Origin of the sequence: Ancylobacter dichloromethanicus (assembly GCF_018390645.1) — a bacterium.
Taxonomy (GTDB): domain Bacteria; phylum Pseudomonadota; class Alphaproteobacteria; order Rhizobiales; family Xanthobacteraceae; genus Ancylobacter; species Ancylobacter dichloromethanicus.
Window position 1 is genome coordinate 211782 of the sequence record NZ_JAHBGC010000052.1, and the last position, 19554, is coordinate 231335.

At 69.9% G+C, this 19554-nt stretch carries 8 protein-coding genes; 4 read left to right on the top strand and 4 right to left on the bottom strand.

Going from position 1 to position 19554, the window contains the following annotated elements; genetic code table 11:
* Positions 1–27: 27 nt before the first annotated feature.
* The 4 genes from KHC23_RS22180 to KHC23_RS22195 form a co-directional block, all read right to left on the bottom strand.
* Positions 28–1470: a glycosyltransferase family 4 protein gene (locus tag KHC23_RS22180; RefSeq protein ID WP_213375845.1), complete on the bottom strand. Its 1443-nt coding sequence runs from the start codon at positions 1468–1470 to the stop codon at positions 28–30.
* Entirely contained in the window at positions 1471–2865 is a 1395-nt protein-coding gene (locus KHC23_RS22185) for an aminotransferase class I/II-fold pyridoxal phosphate-dependent enzyme (RefSeq protein WP_213375847.1), read from the bottom strand.
* Positions 2862–10169 carry a type I polyketide synthase gene (locus KHC23_RS22190; RefSeq protein WP_213375849.1) on the bottom strand — a complete coding sequence of 2436 codons (7308 nt, stop codon included), beginning with the start codon at positions 10167–10169 and terminating at the stop codon, positions 2862–2864. The genes KHC23_RS22185 and KHC23_RS22190 overlap by 4 nt, the downstream gene beginning before the upstream one ends.
* Before the next feature lie 118 nt (positions 10170–10287).
* Positions 10288–12630: a glycosyltransferase gene (locus KHC23_RS22195; protein WP_213375850.1), complete on the bottom strand. Its 2343-nt coding sequence runs from the start codon at positions 12628–12630 to the stop codon at positions 10288–10290.
* Positions 12631–13488: 858 nt separating this feature from the next.
* On the opposite strand from KHC23_RS22195, the gene KHC23_RS24585 reads away from it, so the two are divergent.
* The 4 genes from KHC23_RS24585 to KHC23_RS22215 all read left to right on the top strand — a co-directional run bounded on the left by KHC23_RS24585 (position 13489) and on the right by KHC23_RS22215 (position 19535).
* Entirely contained in the window at positions 13489–15696 is a 2208-nt protein-coding gene (locus KHC23_RS24585) for a polysaccharide pyruvyl transferase family protein (RefSeq protein WP_246544859.1), read from the top strand.
* Positions 15697–15707: 11 nt separating this feature from the next.
* Positions 15708–17030 (top strand): capsule biosynthesis protein, encoded by a 1323-nt coding sequence (locus KHC23_RS22205; RefSeq protein ID WP_213375852.1) that lies wholly within the window; start codon positions 15708–15710, stop codon positions 17028–17030.
* A complete protein-coding gene (locus KHC23_RS22210; protein ID WP_213375854.1) occupies positions 17027–17878 on the top strand; it encodes an SDR family NAD(P)-dependent oxidoreductase in 852 nt (283 codons plus the stop codon). The genes KHC23_RS22205 and KHC23_RS22210 overlap by 4 nt, the downstream gene beginning before the upstream one ends.
* Positions 17879–18086: 208 nt before the next feature.
* Positions 18087–19535: a mannose-1-phosphate guanylyltransferase/mannose-6-phosphate isomerase gene (locus KHC23_RS22215; protein ID WP_213375856.1), complete on the top strand. Its 1449-nt coding sequence runs from the start codon at positions 18087–18089 to the stop codon at positions 19533–19535.
* The last annotated feature ends 19 nt before the right edge of the window (positions 19536–19554 follow it).

Consider the following 19554-nt stretch of genomic DNA (forward strand, 5'->3'; position numbering starts at 1 on the left):
GGGGTTGGCGGATGACAGGGCCACGGACTACCTCGTGCTCGAATGCGGTTGGGCGGCAGCGAAGGCGAGCGAGCGTCCCGCCTCGGCGCGCTCGCCGGCGGCGATCAACGCCTTGCTACGCTCCAGGCTCGCGGCGGGACGCCACGCTGACGGGGGCGCCGGGATGGAAGGTGAATCCGCTACGACATCGATGATCCGGTCGACGATGGAGAAGTGATCATTCCAGCGCGGCATGCGGATCTCGGCCAGCTGGCGCAACTGCGCCGCGCGGGCCTCGGAGCCCGGGCGTGCGTAATCCTCGATCGCCCGCGCCCAGCCGAGCCCGTCGATCGGGTCGAGATAGCACGGAGCCTGACCGGCGATGTCGCGGAAGGCCTGGAGGTCGGAGCAGATCACCGGCACGCGCAGCGCCATCGCCTCGAACAGGGGCAGGCCATAGCCCTCGGCGAAGGAGGGAAACAGCACGCCGCGCGACTGTTTCATCAGCCGCCGCAACTGGCCGTCCGGCAGCCGGTTGCACTCCAGCACATGGTCGCCGAGCTTGCGGCAGCGTTCGATGATGTCGATGACGTTCTCATTTTCCCAGCCGCGGCGCCCGACGATGATGAGCTTGGGCGCCTTCGGACCCAGCTTCTCCACCAGCACGCGCCAGGCATGCAGCAGCACGAGATGATTCTTGCGCGGCTCGATGGTGCCGACCGTCAGGAAGAAGGGGGGCCCCGCCGGCATGGCGGGCTCCTCCTTGTCGAATTCGTTCTCGATGCCGAGCGGGCTGACCACGCTGGGTGGCACGGCGAGGTCGCTGCGGGTGGCGAAGGCAACCAGTTGGTTCCTCGTGTGCAGAGAGTTGCAGATGATCGCCTCCGCCGAGGCCAGCACGGTGCGCATCCGCGTCTCGTGCTTTTCCGCGTCGCCCGGCCGGACATATTCCGGGTGCGTGAGTGGAATGAGGTCGTGCACCAGATACATCGGCTTGAGGCCGTGGCCCCGCACCATCGAGCGCACGCCGGCGACGGAGTTGAGCCCCTCATGCGAGACGTTGAGATAGACCGCGCCATGCGCGCTGCGCCGGCGCAGCAGGCGCGGCAGCAGGTTGACCGGCGAGAACAGCCGCTGGAGCGGCGGCAGGGCGTCCGGCAGCGCCGAGCGCGGCGGGGCGGGCGGTTCCAGCTCGCTCAACGTGCCCGGCGCCAGATGGAGAAAGCGCTCCACCTCACCCAGTTCGCGGCGCGTGATCCGCCCTTCGGACTGCTTCCAGCGCTGGGCCAGCGCGTCGATGAAGGTGGCGATGGTTTCGGCGTCCAGATACCAGGTCGAGGCACGCACCCGGGCGACAAAGGCGGTGCGGTCCTGATAGTGATGGCTCGCGAGCAGGTGGCGGGCATAGGCGAGTTCGACCCGGTCGATGCCGGTGGGCGTGGCCTGCGAGGAGCGCCGCAGCAGGCGGGTGATGTCGAGCACGACCTTCATTTACGTCCTCCCTTGCGGGAGAGGTCCCGCCGCCGGCACGTCGCCGTCCTCCTCGACGTCGCCAAATCCCAGCGCAGCGAGCGAACGGGTACTCTCGATGATCTCCTCGGCGAGCACGCGCACGGCCTCGTCGAGTTGTGCCGTGCTGTGTTCGGCGGTGATGAAGAAGCGCAGCCGCGCCGAGCGCTGCGGCACCGCCGGGTGGATGATCGGCAGCACGTTGATGCCGCGCGCCAGCAGCCTTTCCGACAGCAGCACGGCCTTGAGGGAGTCGCCGACCATGACGGGCACGATGGCGTGCCCTTCGGCGGTACCGGTCGAAAGGCCCGCCTGCTGCGCCGCCTGCAGGAAATAACGGCTATTGGTCCGCAGCGTCGCCACGCGCCCGCCTTCCTGCTCCATCGCATCGAGGGCGGCGAGCGCGGCGCCGGCCGCTGCCGGCGGCAACCCGACGCTGTAGACGAAGCCCGGCGCCGAGACCTTGAGGTAGTCGATCAGTGGCTGCGGCCCGGCAATGTAGCCGCCGCAGGAGGCAAGCGACTTGGACAGCGTGCCCATCCAGATGTCGACCTGCCTGGGATCGAGGCCCGCATGCTCGGCGATACCCCGGCCATTCGCGCCGAGCACGCCGATGCCATGCGCCTCATCCACCATCAGCCAGGCGCCGAAGCGCTGCTTGAGCGTGACCAGCCGGGCGAGGTCGGGGACGTCGCCATCCATCGAGTAGAGCCCCTCGACGACGACGAGCGCCCGCCGGTAGCGCGGCCGCTCGGCGACCAGCATGCGTTCGAGCGCATCGAGATCGTTGTGCGGGAAGCTGCGGCGCGCGGCGCCGGCAAGCGCGGCCCCGACGATGACGCTGTTATGGATCAATGCGTCGTGGAACACCGCGTCCTCGGCGCCGACAATGGTGCCAATGGTGGTGACGTTGGCGGCGTGCCCGGAGACGAAGGTGATGGCGTCCTCGGCCTGGTGCAACTGGGCGAGGCGGGCTTCCAGGGCGCGATGGATGGGTCGCTCGCCGGCGACCAGCCGGCTTGCCGAGACGCTGGTGCCGTAGCGTTCGATCGCCTCCTGCGCCGCGCGCTGCACCCGTGGGTGGCCGTTCAGGCCGAGATAGTTGTAAGAGGCGAAATTCGACACCTCCCGCCCCTCGATCCGGGTCAACGCGCCGGCGCGTCCTTCATGCGGGCGAAAGAACGGATTGGCGATGCCGAGCGCCTCGCCGGTGGCGCGGACCAGCAGCAGTTCGTCATAGCCGGGCAGGGTCTCGAACGAGGTGTCAAAGGCGGGCCGGGGCGGGGGGGCGGCATCGGCCGGCCGTTCGCGCATGCGGGCCAGCAGCGCGGCTCTGGTGGCCTCATCGAGTTGCATGTCGTTGCCGTGCACGGTCATCGCAGCAGGCTCCCGTCGCGGCGATCCGACGTCGCCTTGGCCTTTAGGGCCTCCATCGCCGCCACCGTCGGTTCGGTGCGCAGGTGCCGGTCGATCAGCCGGGCGCCTTCCTCGGGGATGTGGATGGGGGAGGCGGGAAGGGCCTCGCCGCCGAGTTCGGCGGTGGGGCGCAGCTTGCGGGTCAGCTTGTCGGCGACGTCCTGCAGCGTGGCGCCGGCGCCCAGCCCCAGCATCGGCAGCGCGACATTGTGGCGGCGCTGCATTTCCATGTCGAGCTCCAGCCCCATCAGCGAATCCATGCCGATGTCGCCGAGCGGTCGCGACGGGTCGATCGTATCCGACGGCAGGCGCAGGATGCGCCCCAGTTCACCGGTCAGCAGGCGCAGCACCGTCGCCCGCGCCTCGCTGTCGCTCTGGTCGCGGATCAGCGCGACAAGGTCCGCCTCGCCACCGACCTCGGTGGCGTCGTCCACTGTCGGGCGCAGCGCGGCAAAGCTGGCGCCGCCCATCACCGCCAGTTCGCGCCCCGCCCGCCAGTCGACCGGTGCGTGGACCATGACCGGCGGCGTGCCGGCATCCGCCAGATATCCGCCCAGCCGGTCCAGCGCGGCGGCGGCGGTGAGCATGCCGAGGCCGAGGCGGCGGCTCAGCCTTTCCGATGTCGCCGCATCGCGTGCCAGTACCCCCGTATCGGAGATCGCGCCCCAGGCGATGGCGAGCGCCGGACGACCCTCGCGATGCCGGCGGCGGGCCACAGCTTCCAGATAGGCATTGGCCGCGACATAGGCGCCCTGGCCGGGATTGCCGACCAGGGTGGTGGCGGATGAGAACAGCACGAAATAGTCCAGCTCCAGCCCGGCGGTCGCCGCGTCGAGATGGCGGGCGCCATCCACTTTCGGCGCCAGAACCTTCTCGAAGCGCTCGCGGTCGAGGTCGCGGATCAATGCGTCGTCCAGCACCATGGCGGTATGGATGACCCCGGCGATGCGGCCATGGCGGGCGCGAAGCTGCGCGATCAGCGCGGCACAGGCCTCGGCATCGCGCACGTCAAGCCGCTCGGCGACGATGTCCGCGCCCTCGACCGCCAGCGGTGGATCGATGACGCCGCGCCGCGAGGCCACCACGATGTGCCGCGCGCCCCGCTCGGCCAGCCAGCGGGCGGTTTCGCGGCCAAAGCCGCCACTGCCGCCGACGACGAGGTGCACGCCCTCCGAGGCGGCTGCAAAGGTGCCGGAGGATGCGGGGGCGGCCGGCGGGTGCGCTGGCGGGCGGATGAGAATCTTGCCGACATGGCCGGAACCCTGCATTAGCCGGAACGCCGCGCGGGCCTCCTCGGCGGCGAATACGCGATAGGGCAGGGGCCGCAGCGTGCCGGCCGCGAATAGACGTCCGAGTTCGGCGAGCATGTCCGCGGCCAGCGCCGGCCGGGCGGCGATGAACTGGTCGGCATCGACGCCGAAATAGGTCAGGTTGCGGGCGAAGGGCCGCAGCCCGAGAGCGGTGTTGGCGACGAAATCGCGCTTGCCGAGTTCGACGAAGCGGCCGAACGGCTTGAGCGCCCGCAGCGACAATTCCATCGGCCGCCCGGCGAGCGAGTTCAGCACGACGTCGCAGCCGCCCTGGGTGCGCAGCGTCTCGGCGAAGGCAGTGCTGCGTGAATCATGCACATCCTCGGCGCCGAACAGGCGGACGAGGGCGCGCTTTTCCGGCGAGCCGGCGGTGGCGATCACGCGCGCGCCGCGCATCCGGGCGATCTGGATCGCGGCCAGCCCGACCCCTCCAGCGGCGCCGTGGATCAGCACCGTTTCGCCGGCCTCCAGACGCGCGCAATGCACCAGCCCGTACCATGCGGTCAGAAAGGCCACCGGGAGCGTTGCCGCGGCGTCGGCGGGGATGCCGGCGGGCGTGGGCAAGACCGCGGCCGCGGGCACGGTGACATGGGTGGCGAAGGCGCCCGGCGCGAAGGCGACGACGGCGTCGCCGGGCCGGAGACCAGTGACGTCGGCGCCGACCCTCGCGACAGTTCCGGCGCATTCGAAGCCCAGCGTCGGGCCGGCAAAGCCCTGAGCCAGCATATCGTCGCCGATGAGCCCCTGCGCGAACATCACGTCGCGGAAATTCAGCGCCGTCGCGCCAATGGAGATCTCGACCTCGCCGGGCCCGGGTGCGCGACGGGACTCTGACTGCCAGGCCAGGCGGTCGAGCGATCCCGGCAGCGTCATGGCGAGCCGAGCGGCGGTTTCCAAATTGTTCGCGCGGGCCGGTGCCGCTGGCGCGAGGCGCACGGCCTTCAGACCGTCGCGATCGAGCACCAGCTCCCGCTCACCCCGCAGCCCGGTCACGGCGCGGGCAAGCTCGCGCATGGCCGCGGCGTCGATGATTGGCTGGTCGACAGCGATCAGCCTTATGTCGAGATCGGGATATTCGTTCATCGCGGTGCGGCCGAAGGCCCACAGCGCCGCCGCACCGGGTGCGGCGCCCAACGGGTCGCCGTCGACCAGCAGGCGCAGTGGCGGCTGCCTAGGGCCGGCACGCAGCGCCTCCAGCAGCTTGCGCGCCTGGTCCAGCGTGTCGGCGAGAGAGGCAGCGTCCTGGCCAACGGCGAGGCGCCATACGAGCAGGCCGCCCGTCGTCCCGACGACCGGCGACAACGGGTCGGGGTCGAAAATGTAACCCGCATCCGAGATCAGGCACGATCGCGCGTCATCCTTCAGCAGGGCCATCAGTCCCGCCACGGCAACCTGGTCGTCTGTCTCCTCCGCGTTGCGCACGGCAAGTAGCGCGATATCCGTCGTCGCACGGGCGCCCTGCCGCCGGGTACCCCGGCCGCTGTCCGGCGCATCGACCGTCATCAGCCGGGCGAAGCCGGTCGTCGCGAAGCGGAGCGACACCAGCGCGCCGCCGGGCCGCAAGGCGGCGCCGAGCCGGCGGGCCGTCTCGCCGGCCGGATCGAGCGGCAGGCGGGGGTCGCAATACACCGCCAAATCCGTTGCAGGTAAATCATTGTCGGCCCCGAGGACCATCGCCGCCGATGGCCGGAGGCGATCGGCGAGGGTGGGGTGGGCGATGGGGGCGGTGGGGATGATCGTCAGGACGATACGGCCGGCATCGACCAGCGGGCGCAGCGCGTCGAGCAGCACGCCGTGGCGTTCAACCACGGTCACCGCCAGCGGCGCATCGAGGTCGCGCGCGGCTTCCGCCACCAGCGCGGCCGCCTCGTCGGCGAGCCCGCGGGCGGCCGGCGAGGCGCTTTCCCACTGGTCGATGAGACCGGCAGCGTGGACGATGGGGACGGTGTGGCGCATATGGACCGCAAGCTCGCTGGCGAGGCGGGCGCCGATGGCGAGTTCGGCGGCGCGGTCGGGGGCGAGACGGGCGATCTCGTGCAGCAGCGGCTCGGGCGACGGCAGGTCGCTCTGCGGCAGGACACGCCATCCCTCTCCCTCGACATGCTCGGCGAGCCCGCCTTCGGCCAGCAGCGCGAGCAGCGACAGCAACAGCGGGCGCTGTTCGGCCGCGAGGTGCCCCTGTTCGACCAGCGCGTCGATGTCGAGCGGGGCCTCGGCCAGCCGCGCCTCGCCGGCGATCTCGGTCACCGCCCGATGGGCGATGGCATAGGCAAGGGCGTCGAGGATCAGCGCGTCGTCGGCGGCGGGAACATCGCCGGCGGCGTCGAGGAAGGCCTCGACGCGCCGGGCCGCCTGCGTCACCGCCGGGCCGAGCCGGACGTAGCTCTGGCGGAAGTCATGGTCGAGCGTCTCTTCGACGGCGAGCGCCACCGCCCGCAGTTCGACGCCTTCGAACACCGCGATCTCGGCATCCGCCTCGTCGAGCATGGCGACGTCGAGTTCAAGGGCGCGCGCGCTGGCCCGCCGGACCGTCAATGCCGCGCGCACCGGCAGCCCCGCGCGCCGCACCGTGAGCGCGGCGAAGCGCACCGGCAGATAGGCGACGCCGGCACGTGCCGGCAGCCCCTCGGCGGCGAGTACCAGGCCATGCAGGGCGGCATCGGCCAGCGTCGGCGCCAGCACATAGCCATGCTGGGGCGCGTCGGGCGTCGCCAGAGCGAGATGGATATGCGTGCCCGCGCGCCGGGCGGAACGCACCAGCCGGAAGGCGGGGCCATAGTCGAGGCCGAGCCGGGAAGCCGCCGCGTAGAGGGCGTCGGCATCGAGAACGGCGCCGTCGCTGTCCTCGATCCCGTCCTCTTCGGCGGGCGCACGTGCGGCGGGAGACGAAGCCAGGGCGCCGTCGGCCAGCACGCGGCCCTGCGCGTTGAGGCTCCAGTCGTGCGAGCCGCGCATGCGCGAGGAGACCGTGGCGACGCCCGTGGAATCGAGCACCACCCGTGTTTCGACACTCTCGCCCGGCGACAGGCGGAGGGCGGCCGGAATGACGAAATCCTCGACCCGCAGGCGATCGGTGCGGAGCACGTCGCGCCCGGCCGCCAGTACCATCTCGACCAGAGCCGTGGCCGGCAGCACGACATGGCCGCCGACCCTGTGGTCGGCGAGGAAGGGGTGGGTGTCGATGTCGAGCGTGCCCCGCCATTCGCTGCCGTCGCCAAGCAGGCGCGCGCCGAGCAGAGGGTGATCGGGACCGGCGCCGCCGATCAGGTCGATCGCCTGCGAGGAGCGCGGCGGATGGATCGGCTGGCGTGTCCACGGGGTCTTCGGCAGATCGAGGCGGCCGGGCGCGACCGGTGCGCCGAACAGCTTTTCCTCGTCCACCGCCGCACCGTTGACCAGCGCGGCGAGCAGGCTGCGCGCGACGGGATCGTCTTCCGCCGTGTCCTTCTCCTGCAGCGAGGCGAGCACGGTCGCCGTGCGTCCCTCATCGGCGAGAATTTCCCGGAGGAAGCCGGTCAGGACCGCCTTCGGCCCGATCTCCAGAAAGATCCCGATCGAGCTGTCGCGCGCCACCCGGCGCACGGCCGCGTCGAACTGCACCGGCTGGCGGATATTGTCCCACCAGTAGGCGGCACCGAGCAGCGCTTCGCCGATGGGGCGTCCGGTCACGGTCGAGATGAACGGGATGGACGGCGCACGCGGCGACAGCATCGACAGCGTTTCGAGAATGGGCTCGCACAGCGGGCCCATGGCCGGCGAGTGGAAGGCGTAGTCGATGCCGAGGCGCTTGGCGACCACGCTCTGCCCGCGCGCGCGGCGCAGCACCGCGTCGATGGCGGGACCGGGGCCGGACAGGGTCACGCCCTTGGGCGCGTTGACGGCGCCGATGACGACTTCGGGCTGGGCGGCGGCGGCGATCAGTTCTTCCGCCTGTTGCGGGCTCGCCATCAGGAACGCCATCGCGCCGGAACCCCGGGTGCGGCCCTGCAACTGGCTGCGCCAGTAGATGAGGCGTACCGCGTCGAGCAGGCTCAGGGCGTCGGCAATGTGCGCGGCGGCGATTTCGCCGACGCTGTGGCCCATCACCGCCGCCGGCGTGCAGCCTTCCGCCATCAGGGCACGGGCGAGCGCGACCTCAAGCGCGAAGATGAGCGGCTGGGCCATCTCGGTGGCGGCGAGGGCGGCCTCGTCGGGTGGCTGCTGGAATGCCTCGGCCAGCGACCAGCCGGCGAGCGGCCTGAACACGGCGTCGATCTGCTCGACGCCCTCGCGGAAGACCGCGCTCGCCTGCCAGGCCGCGTGACCCATGCCGGCATATTGCCCGCCATTGCCGGTGAAGACGAAAGCGACCCCCCCGCTGGCGCCGCGCGGCGCACCGCGCAGCAGCATCCCCTCGCCCTGCCCGGCGGCGAGGCGGCGCAAACGGCCGGCGATGTCAGGCCCGTCCAGCGTGACCGCCAGACGATGCGGCAGCTTCGCGCGGCCATAGGCGGCGGCATGGGCGAGGCGTTCGGGCGCCGGCTCGTCCTCCAGCCGGTCGGCATAGGCCTCGGCGAGGGCCGACAGGCTCTGCGGGTCCGGCGCCGAGATCATCAGCACGGGGGCGGCGGCGCGGGCATCGGCCGCCGGCACCTCATGCGGGTCCGGCAGGCGGATGACGGCATGGGCGTTGGTGCCGCCGAAGCCGAAGGAGGAAATGCCGGCGAGCCGCGCATCGGCATGAAGCGCGAGCGGGCCGGCGGCGGGGGCGAGGTTCAGCGCTTCGAAGTCGATGTTCCGGTTCAGCGTGTCGAGGTGCAGCGAGGCGGGCAGTTGCCGCCGCTCCAGCGCGTTCAGCGCCTTCAGTAGCCCGGCAAGGCCGGAGGCGGGTTCGAGATGGCCGATATTCGACTTCACCGAGCCGATGGGCAGCGGCGAGGAGCGCCGGCCGCCGAGCGCGGCGCCGATGGCGCGGGCCTCGGCGGGATCGCCGACCAGTGTGCCGGTGCCGTGCGCTTCGATGAAGGCGAGCCGCTGCGGGTCGATGCCGCGCTGCTCGTAAAGCTGTTCCAGCAGCCTCTGCTGCGCCCGGCTCTCCGGCATGGCGATGCCCAGCGTGCGCCCGTCGGAATTGGTGCCGCTCGCCATCACCACGGCGCGCGGCGTCCGTCCGTCGCCGCCAAGGCGGCTGAGCACGGTGACGACGCCGCCCTCGGCGCGGACATAGCCGTCCGCCGCGCCGGAGAAGGGGCGGCAGCGCCCGGTCGGCGAAAGCATGCCGGCGCGCGAGAAGCCGATGAAGTTGAACGGGCTCGCCAGGATGTTGACCCCGGCGACGACTGCAGTGTCGATTTCCCCGCTCTCGATCGCCTTCACCGCCCGGTCGAACGCCACCAGCGAGGAGGAGCAGGCGGTGTCGATGGTCAGGCTCGGACCGGTGAAGCCGAAGACATGCGAGATGCGGTTGGCGATGATCGACAGCGCGTTGCCGGTGACGAAATGCGCGTCGGCCGCCGTGATGTCGGAAATGAAATGCAGCGAATGGTCGAGCGAGGAGGCGCCGACGAAGACGCCGACATTGGCGCCGGCGAGCGAGGCCAGCGGGATGTTGGCGTCCTCGAACGCCTCGCGCACCAGTTCCAGCAGCAGCCGCTGCTGCGGGTCGATCTGTTCCGCCTCGCGCGGCGACAGACCGAACGCACCGGCGTCGAAGCCGAAGATGTCGTCCAGCACGCCGGCGGCGAAACTGTAGGCCCGCCCCGGCGTGCCGCGAACCGGATGCAGGAACCGTTCATGCGACCAGCGGGTGGCCGGAATCTCGCTGACCGAGCAGACGCCCGCGGTCAGCAGCGACCAGAAGGCGGCCTCGTCCGGGGCCCCCGGCAGCCGGCAGGCGCAGCCCATGATCGCCGCCGCGTGCAGCGGCGGAGATACGGGAGGCGGGGCGCCATCCGCGCCTTGAACGATGCTATCCAATCGGCACCTCATCTGAAATCTGCCGGATATCTGCGCCCGGCCGTGACAGGCCGGGCCTCCAGGGCGCAGCAGGCTCCGGGGGCGCAGCCATTTCCGAGGGCGATGGCGCCGGCGGCGCCTATCTCCCGGACGCGGCGGAACGTGCCATCCCGGCCGGCACCGCCCCGTCGTCCGATGTCGCGTCCGTCTCGCGACTGGACTGGTCGATCCGCTGCTGGATGCGGCCGGAGACCGCCTCGCTCCACCGGGCGAAGTCATACTTGCCGGAGACCCGGGTCAGGCCCGCCGCGGCGCGGGTGGCGCGCAGATCGGCGTCGGCGGCCGCCTGGTGCATGGCGCGGGCGGCGGCCTCGATGTCGGGGACGCCCCACTGGCCGATATAACCGCGGCTCGCCAGATATTCCGGCGGCGCCGGGGTCTGCTGCACCGGGACCAGGAAGGCATTCTCGGCGTCGCAGAAATCCTGCGAGCCGGAATAGTCGGAGACGACCACCGCCTTGCCCGCGAACATGGCGTCGGCGATGAAGTAGCCGAAGCCCTCCGAGCGGTGCAGCGAGACCATGGCGTCGACGCTCCACATCAGCGTCCAGTATTCCTCGGCGGTCAGGTTGCCCTCGACCAGCGCGATGCGGTCGTCGCCGGCGATCCGCTCCTCGATTTCCTCCCAGTAGGAATCGATGTTGCTCCAGTGGCCGGGATTGACCTCGCGGATCTTGATCAGCAGCCGCACGTCGAGGTCGCTTTCCTCGAAGGCGCGCTGGAACGCCTTGACCACGTCGAGCGGGTTCTTGCGCACGATGGAGGAGCCGAACTCCGCCGCTGTGAGAAAGATGAACTCGGACGGCTCGCGCCGGAACCGGTCGAGGAAGGAGACGTGGCCGAGCGGGGCGTGCAGCCCCTTGTCGACCACCGTCACCGGCACCGGGGTGATCTTGCGATAGGCCTCGGCGACGTAGTTGCTGGGGGTCCAGATCTCGTCGACGGCGAGCGCGCCCAGCGTGTGGTTGGCCGGGGGACGGTCGCTCTCCCAGAGGTAGAAGCCGATGATGTGGGCGTCCTCGCAGATGCCGGCGAAGCGGGCGATCATCTCCGGCGCCCGGTCGGCGTTCACGCATAGCAGGACGACGCGGGCACGCACCCCGACATTCGGGTTGTAGCCCGGGTCGGGATTGACGCAGGACCCGTCATCGGCGTTGAACACCAGCGGCGCGAACGACGACAGCGCCTCGACGAACATGCTGAGATTGCGCCCGACCCCGGTGTCGTTGGCATGGCCGATGATGACCAGGTCGCGCCGGGGCACCTCGTCGCGCAGGGCGACCGGGGCGGTCTCGACCCGGCCCGCCGCCGACAGCACGGACAGTTCGGGAACCCGGGCATAGACCTCGCGATGAAGCCGCCCGCGCCAGAAATCGGTGCCGTGCTCGGCGACCGCCACGGAAGGGTAGGGCGTGTCGGCGAGGATCGAGATCAGCGCGAGGTCGAAGCGGGTGAAGTCCGGGGTGCCCCCGGCGCCCCAATGGGCGCGCCAGACATGCGGGGTGAAGGAGAGCCGGTCGGGCTGGGTGACGTCGAGCGCGACTTCCCTGAAGCTGGTCAGGCGGCTGAAGTTCTCGTCCCGCAACTGGCTGCCGAGCCCCTGGTCCTCCAGCAGGAACAGCCAGTACCAGCTCCACGGCAGATCGCGGTTGCGGAACATGTCGGCCGGCGCCGACAGCGAGCGCCGCAGCCCGTCCGAAACCAGCTTGACGTTGTTCTTGTCGGCGATGAAGGGCGCGGTGGCGAACTTGTACTGGAGAAGGCGCAGGCCCTCCTCGGTGAAGATGTCGATGTGTGGGTAGTGCCGGCGCCAGAAGGCGAAGAGGGTGAGACTGATCTCATGCTTCATCACCCGCCGGTTCATCACCGGTTCGCTGAGAAGGGTGTGGATCTCGTCGGTGAGGCAGAAGACGTGACGCTTGTACCAGTCCTCGAATACCTCGGAGACAATCCAGTTCGCCACTGACTGCCCGCCTGAAAGCTTGCTCTTCAGTTCGAGACGATTGGCCATGTAGCGGGTGTAGACCGAGGCGCGCCAGCGGGCCGGCGGCTCGTCGGAAGTCTCCAGGCGACGGGTGACATTGGGAATGTCATGCCACACGAGATGGCGCAGGCGCGCCTCCCGGGCGCTGTCCCCGATGCCGGCGATGAAATGGCCGAGTTCCTCGCGGACCGCCGGTTCGGTCCAGAAAGCCGGCGCGGCGAACGGGCCGGCGGCGGCGCTCGATCCGTCGACGCGCAGCACCATCTGCCGATGCGCCGAGAGACGGTGGCCGGTGACGTGAACCGGCATCTGGGCCTCGGGCGAGGTGGTGCGCTCGAACACCGTGTTGCCGTCGACCTCGAGGCGCAGCGCGACCGGCCTGAGCAGGTCGTCGCGATTGAAGCCCCAGACGACGCACTGTCCGCCCTCGACGAACACGCCGCCGAGCGCGCTCCCGCCGTCCTCTATCTGTAAGTAATTTTCAGCAGAAATAGCAATTTCGCATGCGCTCTGAAGTTGATCTTCAGGTTTCATGCCTTCGCTGCCCATCCGCGTTTCGCGCAAATTTTGAACCGGCGAGACCATGCTCTCCGGTCCGAAATCGCGTCCAGCCTGATGCCCGAAGGTCTCAAAATTCATGAGCCACCCGTTTCGCTGGTCGACGGTTTCGACAGGAATCGACCTTCGAACACCAAGAAAGGGTCGATGGCGATGTGTGTCATGTGCATTGCAGCATTAAAATTGCCGGTCTGTCTAGATGCTTATTCATGTATTGGCGCACCAATTTTCATCATAGATGGTATTAAAAAACCTCATAATTTAAGAAGAAATTCTTCTATACGAATAGAACCATTTTCGAATGAATTTGAAATGAGTCTATCGTAGATGAGTTCTGCCGATTGTATAAATTAGACTCACCAGATTGCGGCAATAGAGTGAACAGGGTTCTTGTGGTGCTCGTTTACCAAGTCAAAATCGCTATGTTCCCTAGCAAAGCAGTGGCGCGACAGCAGGGGTAATGCTGCGCCGCAGTGGAAATCAAAATGCATTGCAATCTGCCGTGGTATGCCACCGGCTCGCCGGTCCCGGGACGTCTGTGCCGGGCCCCTGAGGGGGCGATTCCGGGCGTCGGCGGGCAAAGCCAACGCGGATGGTGCTATTAGGTTCCATAGCCGGTAATATTTAGATCGTAGTAGACATGAGGAGTAAAACGAACAATGCTATTGCCGTGAACGGTCCACGGGGCGAGTGCGTCCTCATGGATATTTCGAATTTGCTTGAAGCGCGTGAGGGCGTATGACGACACCGCTCGAAGCAATCGTTCGGACCGAGGGCGAAGTGCGCCTCGGTTGGGCAGGCTCGACCACCCTGATGGACTATCTGAACTTCGAGGACGCCCTCAGCCCGGTCATGACGGCCATGGTCGGCGGGCTGCCGGTGCGGCGGGTGCCGGCGAAGTCGCACTCGGTGCGCATGGCGGCGATCGGCGCCATCGGCCATACGCTCGAGGGCGGCCAGGTGCATGTGTGGGGCACCGGCTGCTCGCCCTGGAAGAACCCGTCAGCCCCGGCCGACCGGCGCGTCGCCTTTGCCCCGACCAGCCATGGCGCCATCGTGCTGCACGCCACCAGCGGTCCGGTGGCCGAGCGCCTGATGGCCAATGGCGGCCCGCGGCCGGGGCTCTATGGCGATCCGGCCTGGCTGCTGCCGCGCTTCTATCGGCCGCGCATCCGCAAGAAGTGGAAGCTCGGGGTGATTCTTCACCTGTCCGAACTCGCCGACCGCTCGCACGAGGCGCGGCCCTTGCCGGCCTTCGCGCGCTACGCCATTCCCGAGGCATATGCGGACGAGGTCCATCTCATCACCACGGTGACCCCGCTCGGCGTGCCGGCGCTGAAGGCCAAGCTCGACGAGATCCTCGCCTGCGAGCGCATCGTCTCGATGAGCATGCACGGCCTGATCGTGGCCGAGGCCTATGGGATTCCCTGCCTTTATTTCCCGCCGCTGCCCGAGCCGCGCGGTCTCGGCCGGCTGGCGCTCGACCCCGACGGCCCGGCCGATCTGCGGGTCGTCGACCTCTATCTCGGCCTCGGCCGGCGTCACATACCGGCCTATTTCCAGGATCGTGGCCTGCCCACCGACTGGGGGGCGGTGATGGACGCGGTGGACCGGGCCTGGGAGCCGGCCAAGTTCGAGGCCGAGCGGCTGATCGAGGCGTTCCCGTTCACCCCGTCCCCGCTCAAGGCCCCGCCGGGCAAGAGCATCTGGGATCATCCGGTCATAAAGGGGCTCACCTTGCAGCATGACGTGGCGTTGCTGCGCCAGCAGGACCGCGACACCGAGGCCGCCGAACCACCCGCCGCCGAACCGCTTGCCGCCGGGCAGGCTGAGCCGCAGGCGCTGGAGCGGGCGGCGGAGCCGAAGGCGTCGCGCGGGGCGGGCCGGGTGATCGCGGCCAGCGTGGTCGGCCCCGAGAGCGTGCCGCCATCGGCGATGACGCCGGGCTTTGCCACCCTGCTGCGGATGAATGCCGAGCGAATCTCGATCCCGCTCTCCTGGGCGGCGACGACGCGCGAGAGCCCGCACGCCAATCTCGGCGATACGCTGAGCGCGCTGATCGTGGCGGGAATGGCGGGCGTCACCGTCCGCCGCGCCGGCTTCGACCAGCCGATCGAGCGCATGGTCGCAGTGGGCACGATCGGCCACAACCAGCGCAACGGCAACCTGCATTTCTGGGGCACCGGCGTCGATGCCGAGCGCAACCCGGTCGATCCGCTGGTGCGCGGCTATGTGCGCCCGGCCGACACCGAATTCAACATCCACGCGCTGCGGGGCCCCAACAGCGCCCGCACGCTGCGCGCCGCCGGCATGGAGGTGCCCGACATCTTCGGCGATCCGGTGTGGATGCTGCCGCGCTTCTGGCCGATGAGGGAGGTGGAGAAGACGCACGATCTCGGCGTCATCCTCCACATCACCGAGCTGGAGGACCGCACGCCGGAGGCGGGCGTCAAACCGGCGCTGCTGCGCTACGCGGTGCCGGCGGCGTTCAGGGACCGCATCCGGCTGATCAACACCCATTGCGCCCCCACCGCCGAGGCGATGCGCGCCAAGGTGGCGGAGATCGTCTCCTGCCGCGCCATCGTCTCCACCAGCCTGCATGGCCTGGTCATCGCCGAGACCTATGGCATCCCCTGCGCCTGGTTCGCCACCTATGGCGACGGCGAGGGAAGGATGCTCGACCTCGGCAACCCGCAGCACCAGATCGACCACCGCATGCGCGACTTCTATTCGGGCGTCGGGCGGACGACGCTGTCCTCCTACTGCCTCGACCGTTCCAAGCCGACGGACTGGGACGCGGTGCTGTCCTGGGTGCACGGCAAATGGCGGCCGGTGAGCTATGACGACCGGCCGCTGATCCGCGCCTTTCCGCTGCCGCTGGCGGTTTCGCCGGAGGAGATGAACTGGCCGTTGCCGGCCGACATCGTCGATCGGATCGACTATTGAGCGAGGCGGCGATGCACCGCGCCGCACGGCTGGATTTCGGCTTCCCGACCTGGCGCGCGGCGTTGCCGGTGCCGCGGATGGGGGGGCGGGAGGCCGATGGCGCGGCGGTCGCGGCGGGCGGATTCGCCGGCCGCTGCTTCCTGTTCCTGCAGGGGCCGGCTTCGCCTTTCGGCATACGCCTCGCGCGGGCGCTGAGCCGGCGGGGGGCGCGGATCGTGAAAGTGCATCTGTGCGGCGGCGATGTGGTGTTCTGGCCCGGCCGCGCGCGCCTCTATCGCGGCCGGCCGGAACAGTGGCCGGCCCATGTGGAGCGGCTCATGGCCGAGGAAGCGGTGACCGACCTGGTGCTGTTCGGCGACTGCCGGCCCTACCACGTGCCGGCGGTGGGGGCTGCGCGGGCGCGCGGGCTGCGCCTGCACCTGCTTGAAGAGGGCTATGTGCGGCCGGGCTGGATCACCTGCGAGCCCCATGGCGTCAACGACCATTCCGACCTGCCGCGCAGCCCCGGCGCCGTCCTCGCGGCCGCCGCCGGGGTGGCCGCGCCGCAGGAGGGCGCGCCATTTGCCGAGCCCTTCGCCCGCCGGGCGCTGTGGGATATCGCCTGGCAGGTCGGGCAGGCCGCGCTGGTGCCGCTGTTTCCGCGCTACCGGCGCCATACCCTCGTGCACCCGGTGGTGGACTATGCCGGCTGGGTGGTGCGCTGGCTGACAGGCGCCGGCGCGGCGCGGCGCGACCGCGCGGCCAGGGCCTCGCTCGGCGGCGGCGCGCCCTGCTTCCTGCTGCCGCTGCAACTCGAAGGCGACTACCAGATGCGGGTGCATTCGCGCTTCCGCTCGGTGGAGGAGGTGGTGCGGCTGGTGCTCGCCTCCTTCGCGCGGGCGGCGCCGGAGGAGGCGCGCCTCGTCGTCAAGCGGCATCCCTACGACACGAGCCTGCCGGCCACCCGCCGGATGGTGGCACGTGTGGCCGACGAACTCGGCATCCGTGCGCGCCTCGTGTTCATCGAGGGCGGCGACATCGAGGCGCTGGTGGCGAGGAGCGCGGGCGTGGTGCTGGTGAACTCCACCACGGCGCTGTCGGCGCTCCGGCAGGGGCGGCCGCTGAAGGTGCTGGGCCGCGCCACCTACGACATGCCCGGCCTGGCCCATCAGGGGACGCTCGACGCCTTCTGGCGCGAGGCTGCCCCACCCGACCCGGCGCTGGTGCGGGCCTATCGGCGGCTCGTGCTGGCGCGCACCCAGGTCGCCGGCGGGTTCTTCGCGCCCGCCAGCATCGACCGCGCCGTGGAGGGCCTGCTCGCCCGGATGGCGACACGGGAGGTGCTGGCGGCATGAGCGGGCGCACTCTCCCCAGCGGGCGGCATGTCCTCATCACCGGCGCCTCCAGCGGGCTCGGCGCGGCGCTGGCCCGCCATTACGCGCAGCCGGGCGTGCGGCTGCTGCTGACCGCCCGCCACGCCGGGCGGCTCGATGCGGTGGCGCAGGCCTGCGGCGCGCGGGGCGCGCAGGTGACGAGCGCGATCCTCGACGTGCGCGACAGCGAGACGCTCGCCCGCTTCGTCGCCGACGCCGACGCCCGCACGCCGATCGACACCGTGATCGCCAATGCCGGCGTCGAGGCCAGCCTCGGCCAGGGTGGAGAGGCGGAGCCGCTGCGGGACGTGCTGGCGCAGACCCGGACCAATCTGGAGGGGGCGATCGCCACCGTGCTGCCGCTGCTGGATTCGATGCGCGCGCGGGGGGCAGGGCGGGTGGTGCTGGTGGCGTCGCTGGCCGGGCGCATGCCGGTGCCCGACCAGCCGACCTACAGCGCCACCAAGGCCGGGCTGATCGCCTTCGGCGAGGCGCTTCGCCCGGTGCTGGCGGCGCGCGGGGTGAGCCTGACGGTCGCCTGCCCGGGCTTCATCGCCACCGGCATGAGCGAGGGGTATCGCGGCTGGCGTCCGCTGCAGTGCAGCGCGGAGCGTGCCGCCACCGCCATTGCCGCGGCGGCGGAGCGCGGCGCGCGCAGCGTCGCCTTCCCGCTGCCGCTGGTGGCGCTGGTCCGGCTGGGGCGCTGCGTGCCGGCGCCGGTGCGGGAGGCGGTGCTGCGGCGCTTCTTCGCCGCGCAGATCGGCGGCGCCGGACGCGACGCCCCCGCTGCGGCCGTCGATGCGGCCGCGCGGTGCGACAGCTCCGTCTAGCGGCGCGGGTGGGTGGCCTTGTTCTTCTGTCGGAATGCCAACTGAAAGTATTATCGGCGCATATATTACAATATTAGAGCAATATCGTTCTCAATATTTAATATTGACGCATTTGGCATTATGTATATCTTTCGCAGATGCGAAATATATCTGACATTTCCCGTGCTTTAATAGCTTGAGCAAACGCTGAACGTGAGGAGAACAACCAATGGCCGACTCCAAGATCGTCCCCGTCATTCTCGCCGGCGGCTCGGGTACCCGGCTCTGGCCGATCTCGCGCGACTCGCTGCCGAAGCAGTTCCTGCCGCTTTCGACCTCCGGCGCCACGCTCTACCAGGACACCCTGCAGCGCGTGGCCCAGAGCGACCTGTTCGCCGCGCCGATCATCGTCACGCATGAGGAGTTCCGCTTCTTCGCCCAGCGCCAGGCGCGCGACATCGGGGTGGAGCCGACCGTCATGCTCGAACCGGTGCGCCGCGATTCCGCGCCGGCGCTGCTCGCCGCCACGCTGCTCGCGCAGAAGCTGCATGGCGAGGAGGCGACGCTGCTGGTCCTCGCCGCCGACCATGTCATCGGCGACATCGCCCGGTTCCACGAGGCGTGCCGCAAGGCGCTCGCCACCGCGACGCTCGGCCATATTGTGACCTTCGGCATCACCCCGACCGAGCCGCGCACCTCCTATGGCTATATCCGCCGCGGCGCGGCGCTGAATGGCGGCACGGCGGCGCTGGTGGAGGCGTTCGCCGAGAAGCCGAACGCGCAGACCGCCCGCGACTACATCGAGGCCGGCTATCTCTGGAACTCCGGCAACTTTCTGTTCCCCGCCCATGTCATGATGGAAGAGGCGGAGGCTTTCGAGCCCGAGATCGTCGAGGCGGTGCGCCGCGCCGTCGCGGGCTCCACCAGCGACCTCGGCTTCTGCCGGCTGGGCGCGGCCTTCCATGCCGCCCCGAGCCTTTCCATCGACTACGCCGTGCTGGAGCGCACCAGCCGGGCGGCGGTGGTCGAGGGCAGCTTCCCCTGGTCCGATGTCGGCAGCTGGAACGCCCTGCGCGAGATCGGCGAACCGGACGAGGCCGGCAATGTGACGCGCGGCCCGGTGCGGGCGGTCGACGCCACCAATTCCTACATCCATTCCGAGGGGCCGCTGGTCGCGGCCGTCGGCATCGAGGGATTGTCGGTGGTGGCGACCGGCGACGCGGTGCTGATCATGCCGTCGGAGCGCTCCGAGGAGGTCAAGCACCTCGTCGCCTCGCTCAAGGCGGAGCGGCGCAACGAGGCCACCGAGCATCCCCGGATGCACCGCCCCTGGGGCAGCTACGAGACCATCAATCTCGGCGGCCGCTTTCGCGTGAAGAAGATCATCGTCGGTCCCGGCGAGCGCCTGTCGCTGCAGCGCCATCACCACCGCTCCGAGCACTGGGTCGTGGTGCACGGCACCGCCGAGGTCACGGTGGATGAGAAGGTGTTCATGGTGCAGGAGAACGAGTCGACCTACATCCCGCTCGGCGCCGTCCACCGCCTCACCAATCCCGGCCGCATCCCGCTTGAACTCATCGAGGTTCAGGTCGGCTCCTATCTCGGCGAGGACGACATCGTCCGGCTCGACGACGTCTACAACCGCGTCGAGCCCGTGGCGCCCGTCGCCGTCTCCTGAACCAGCAGAAGGAAAAGCG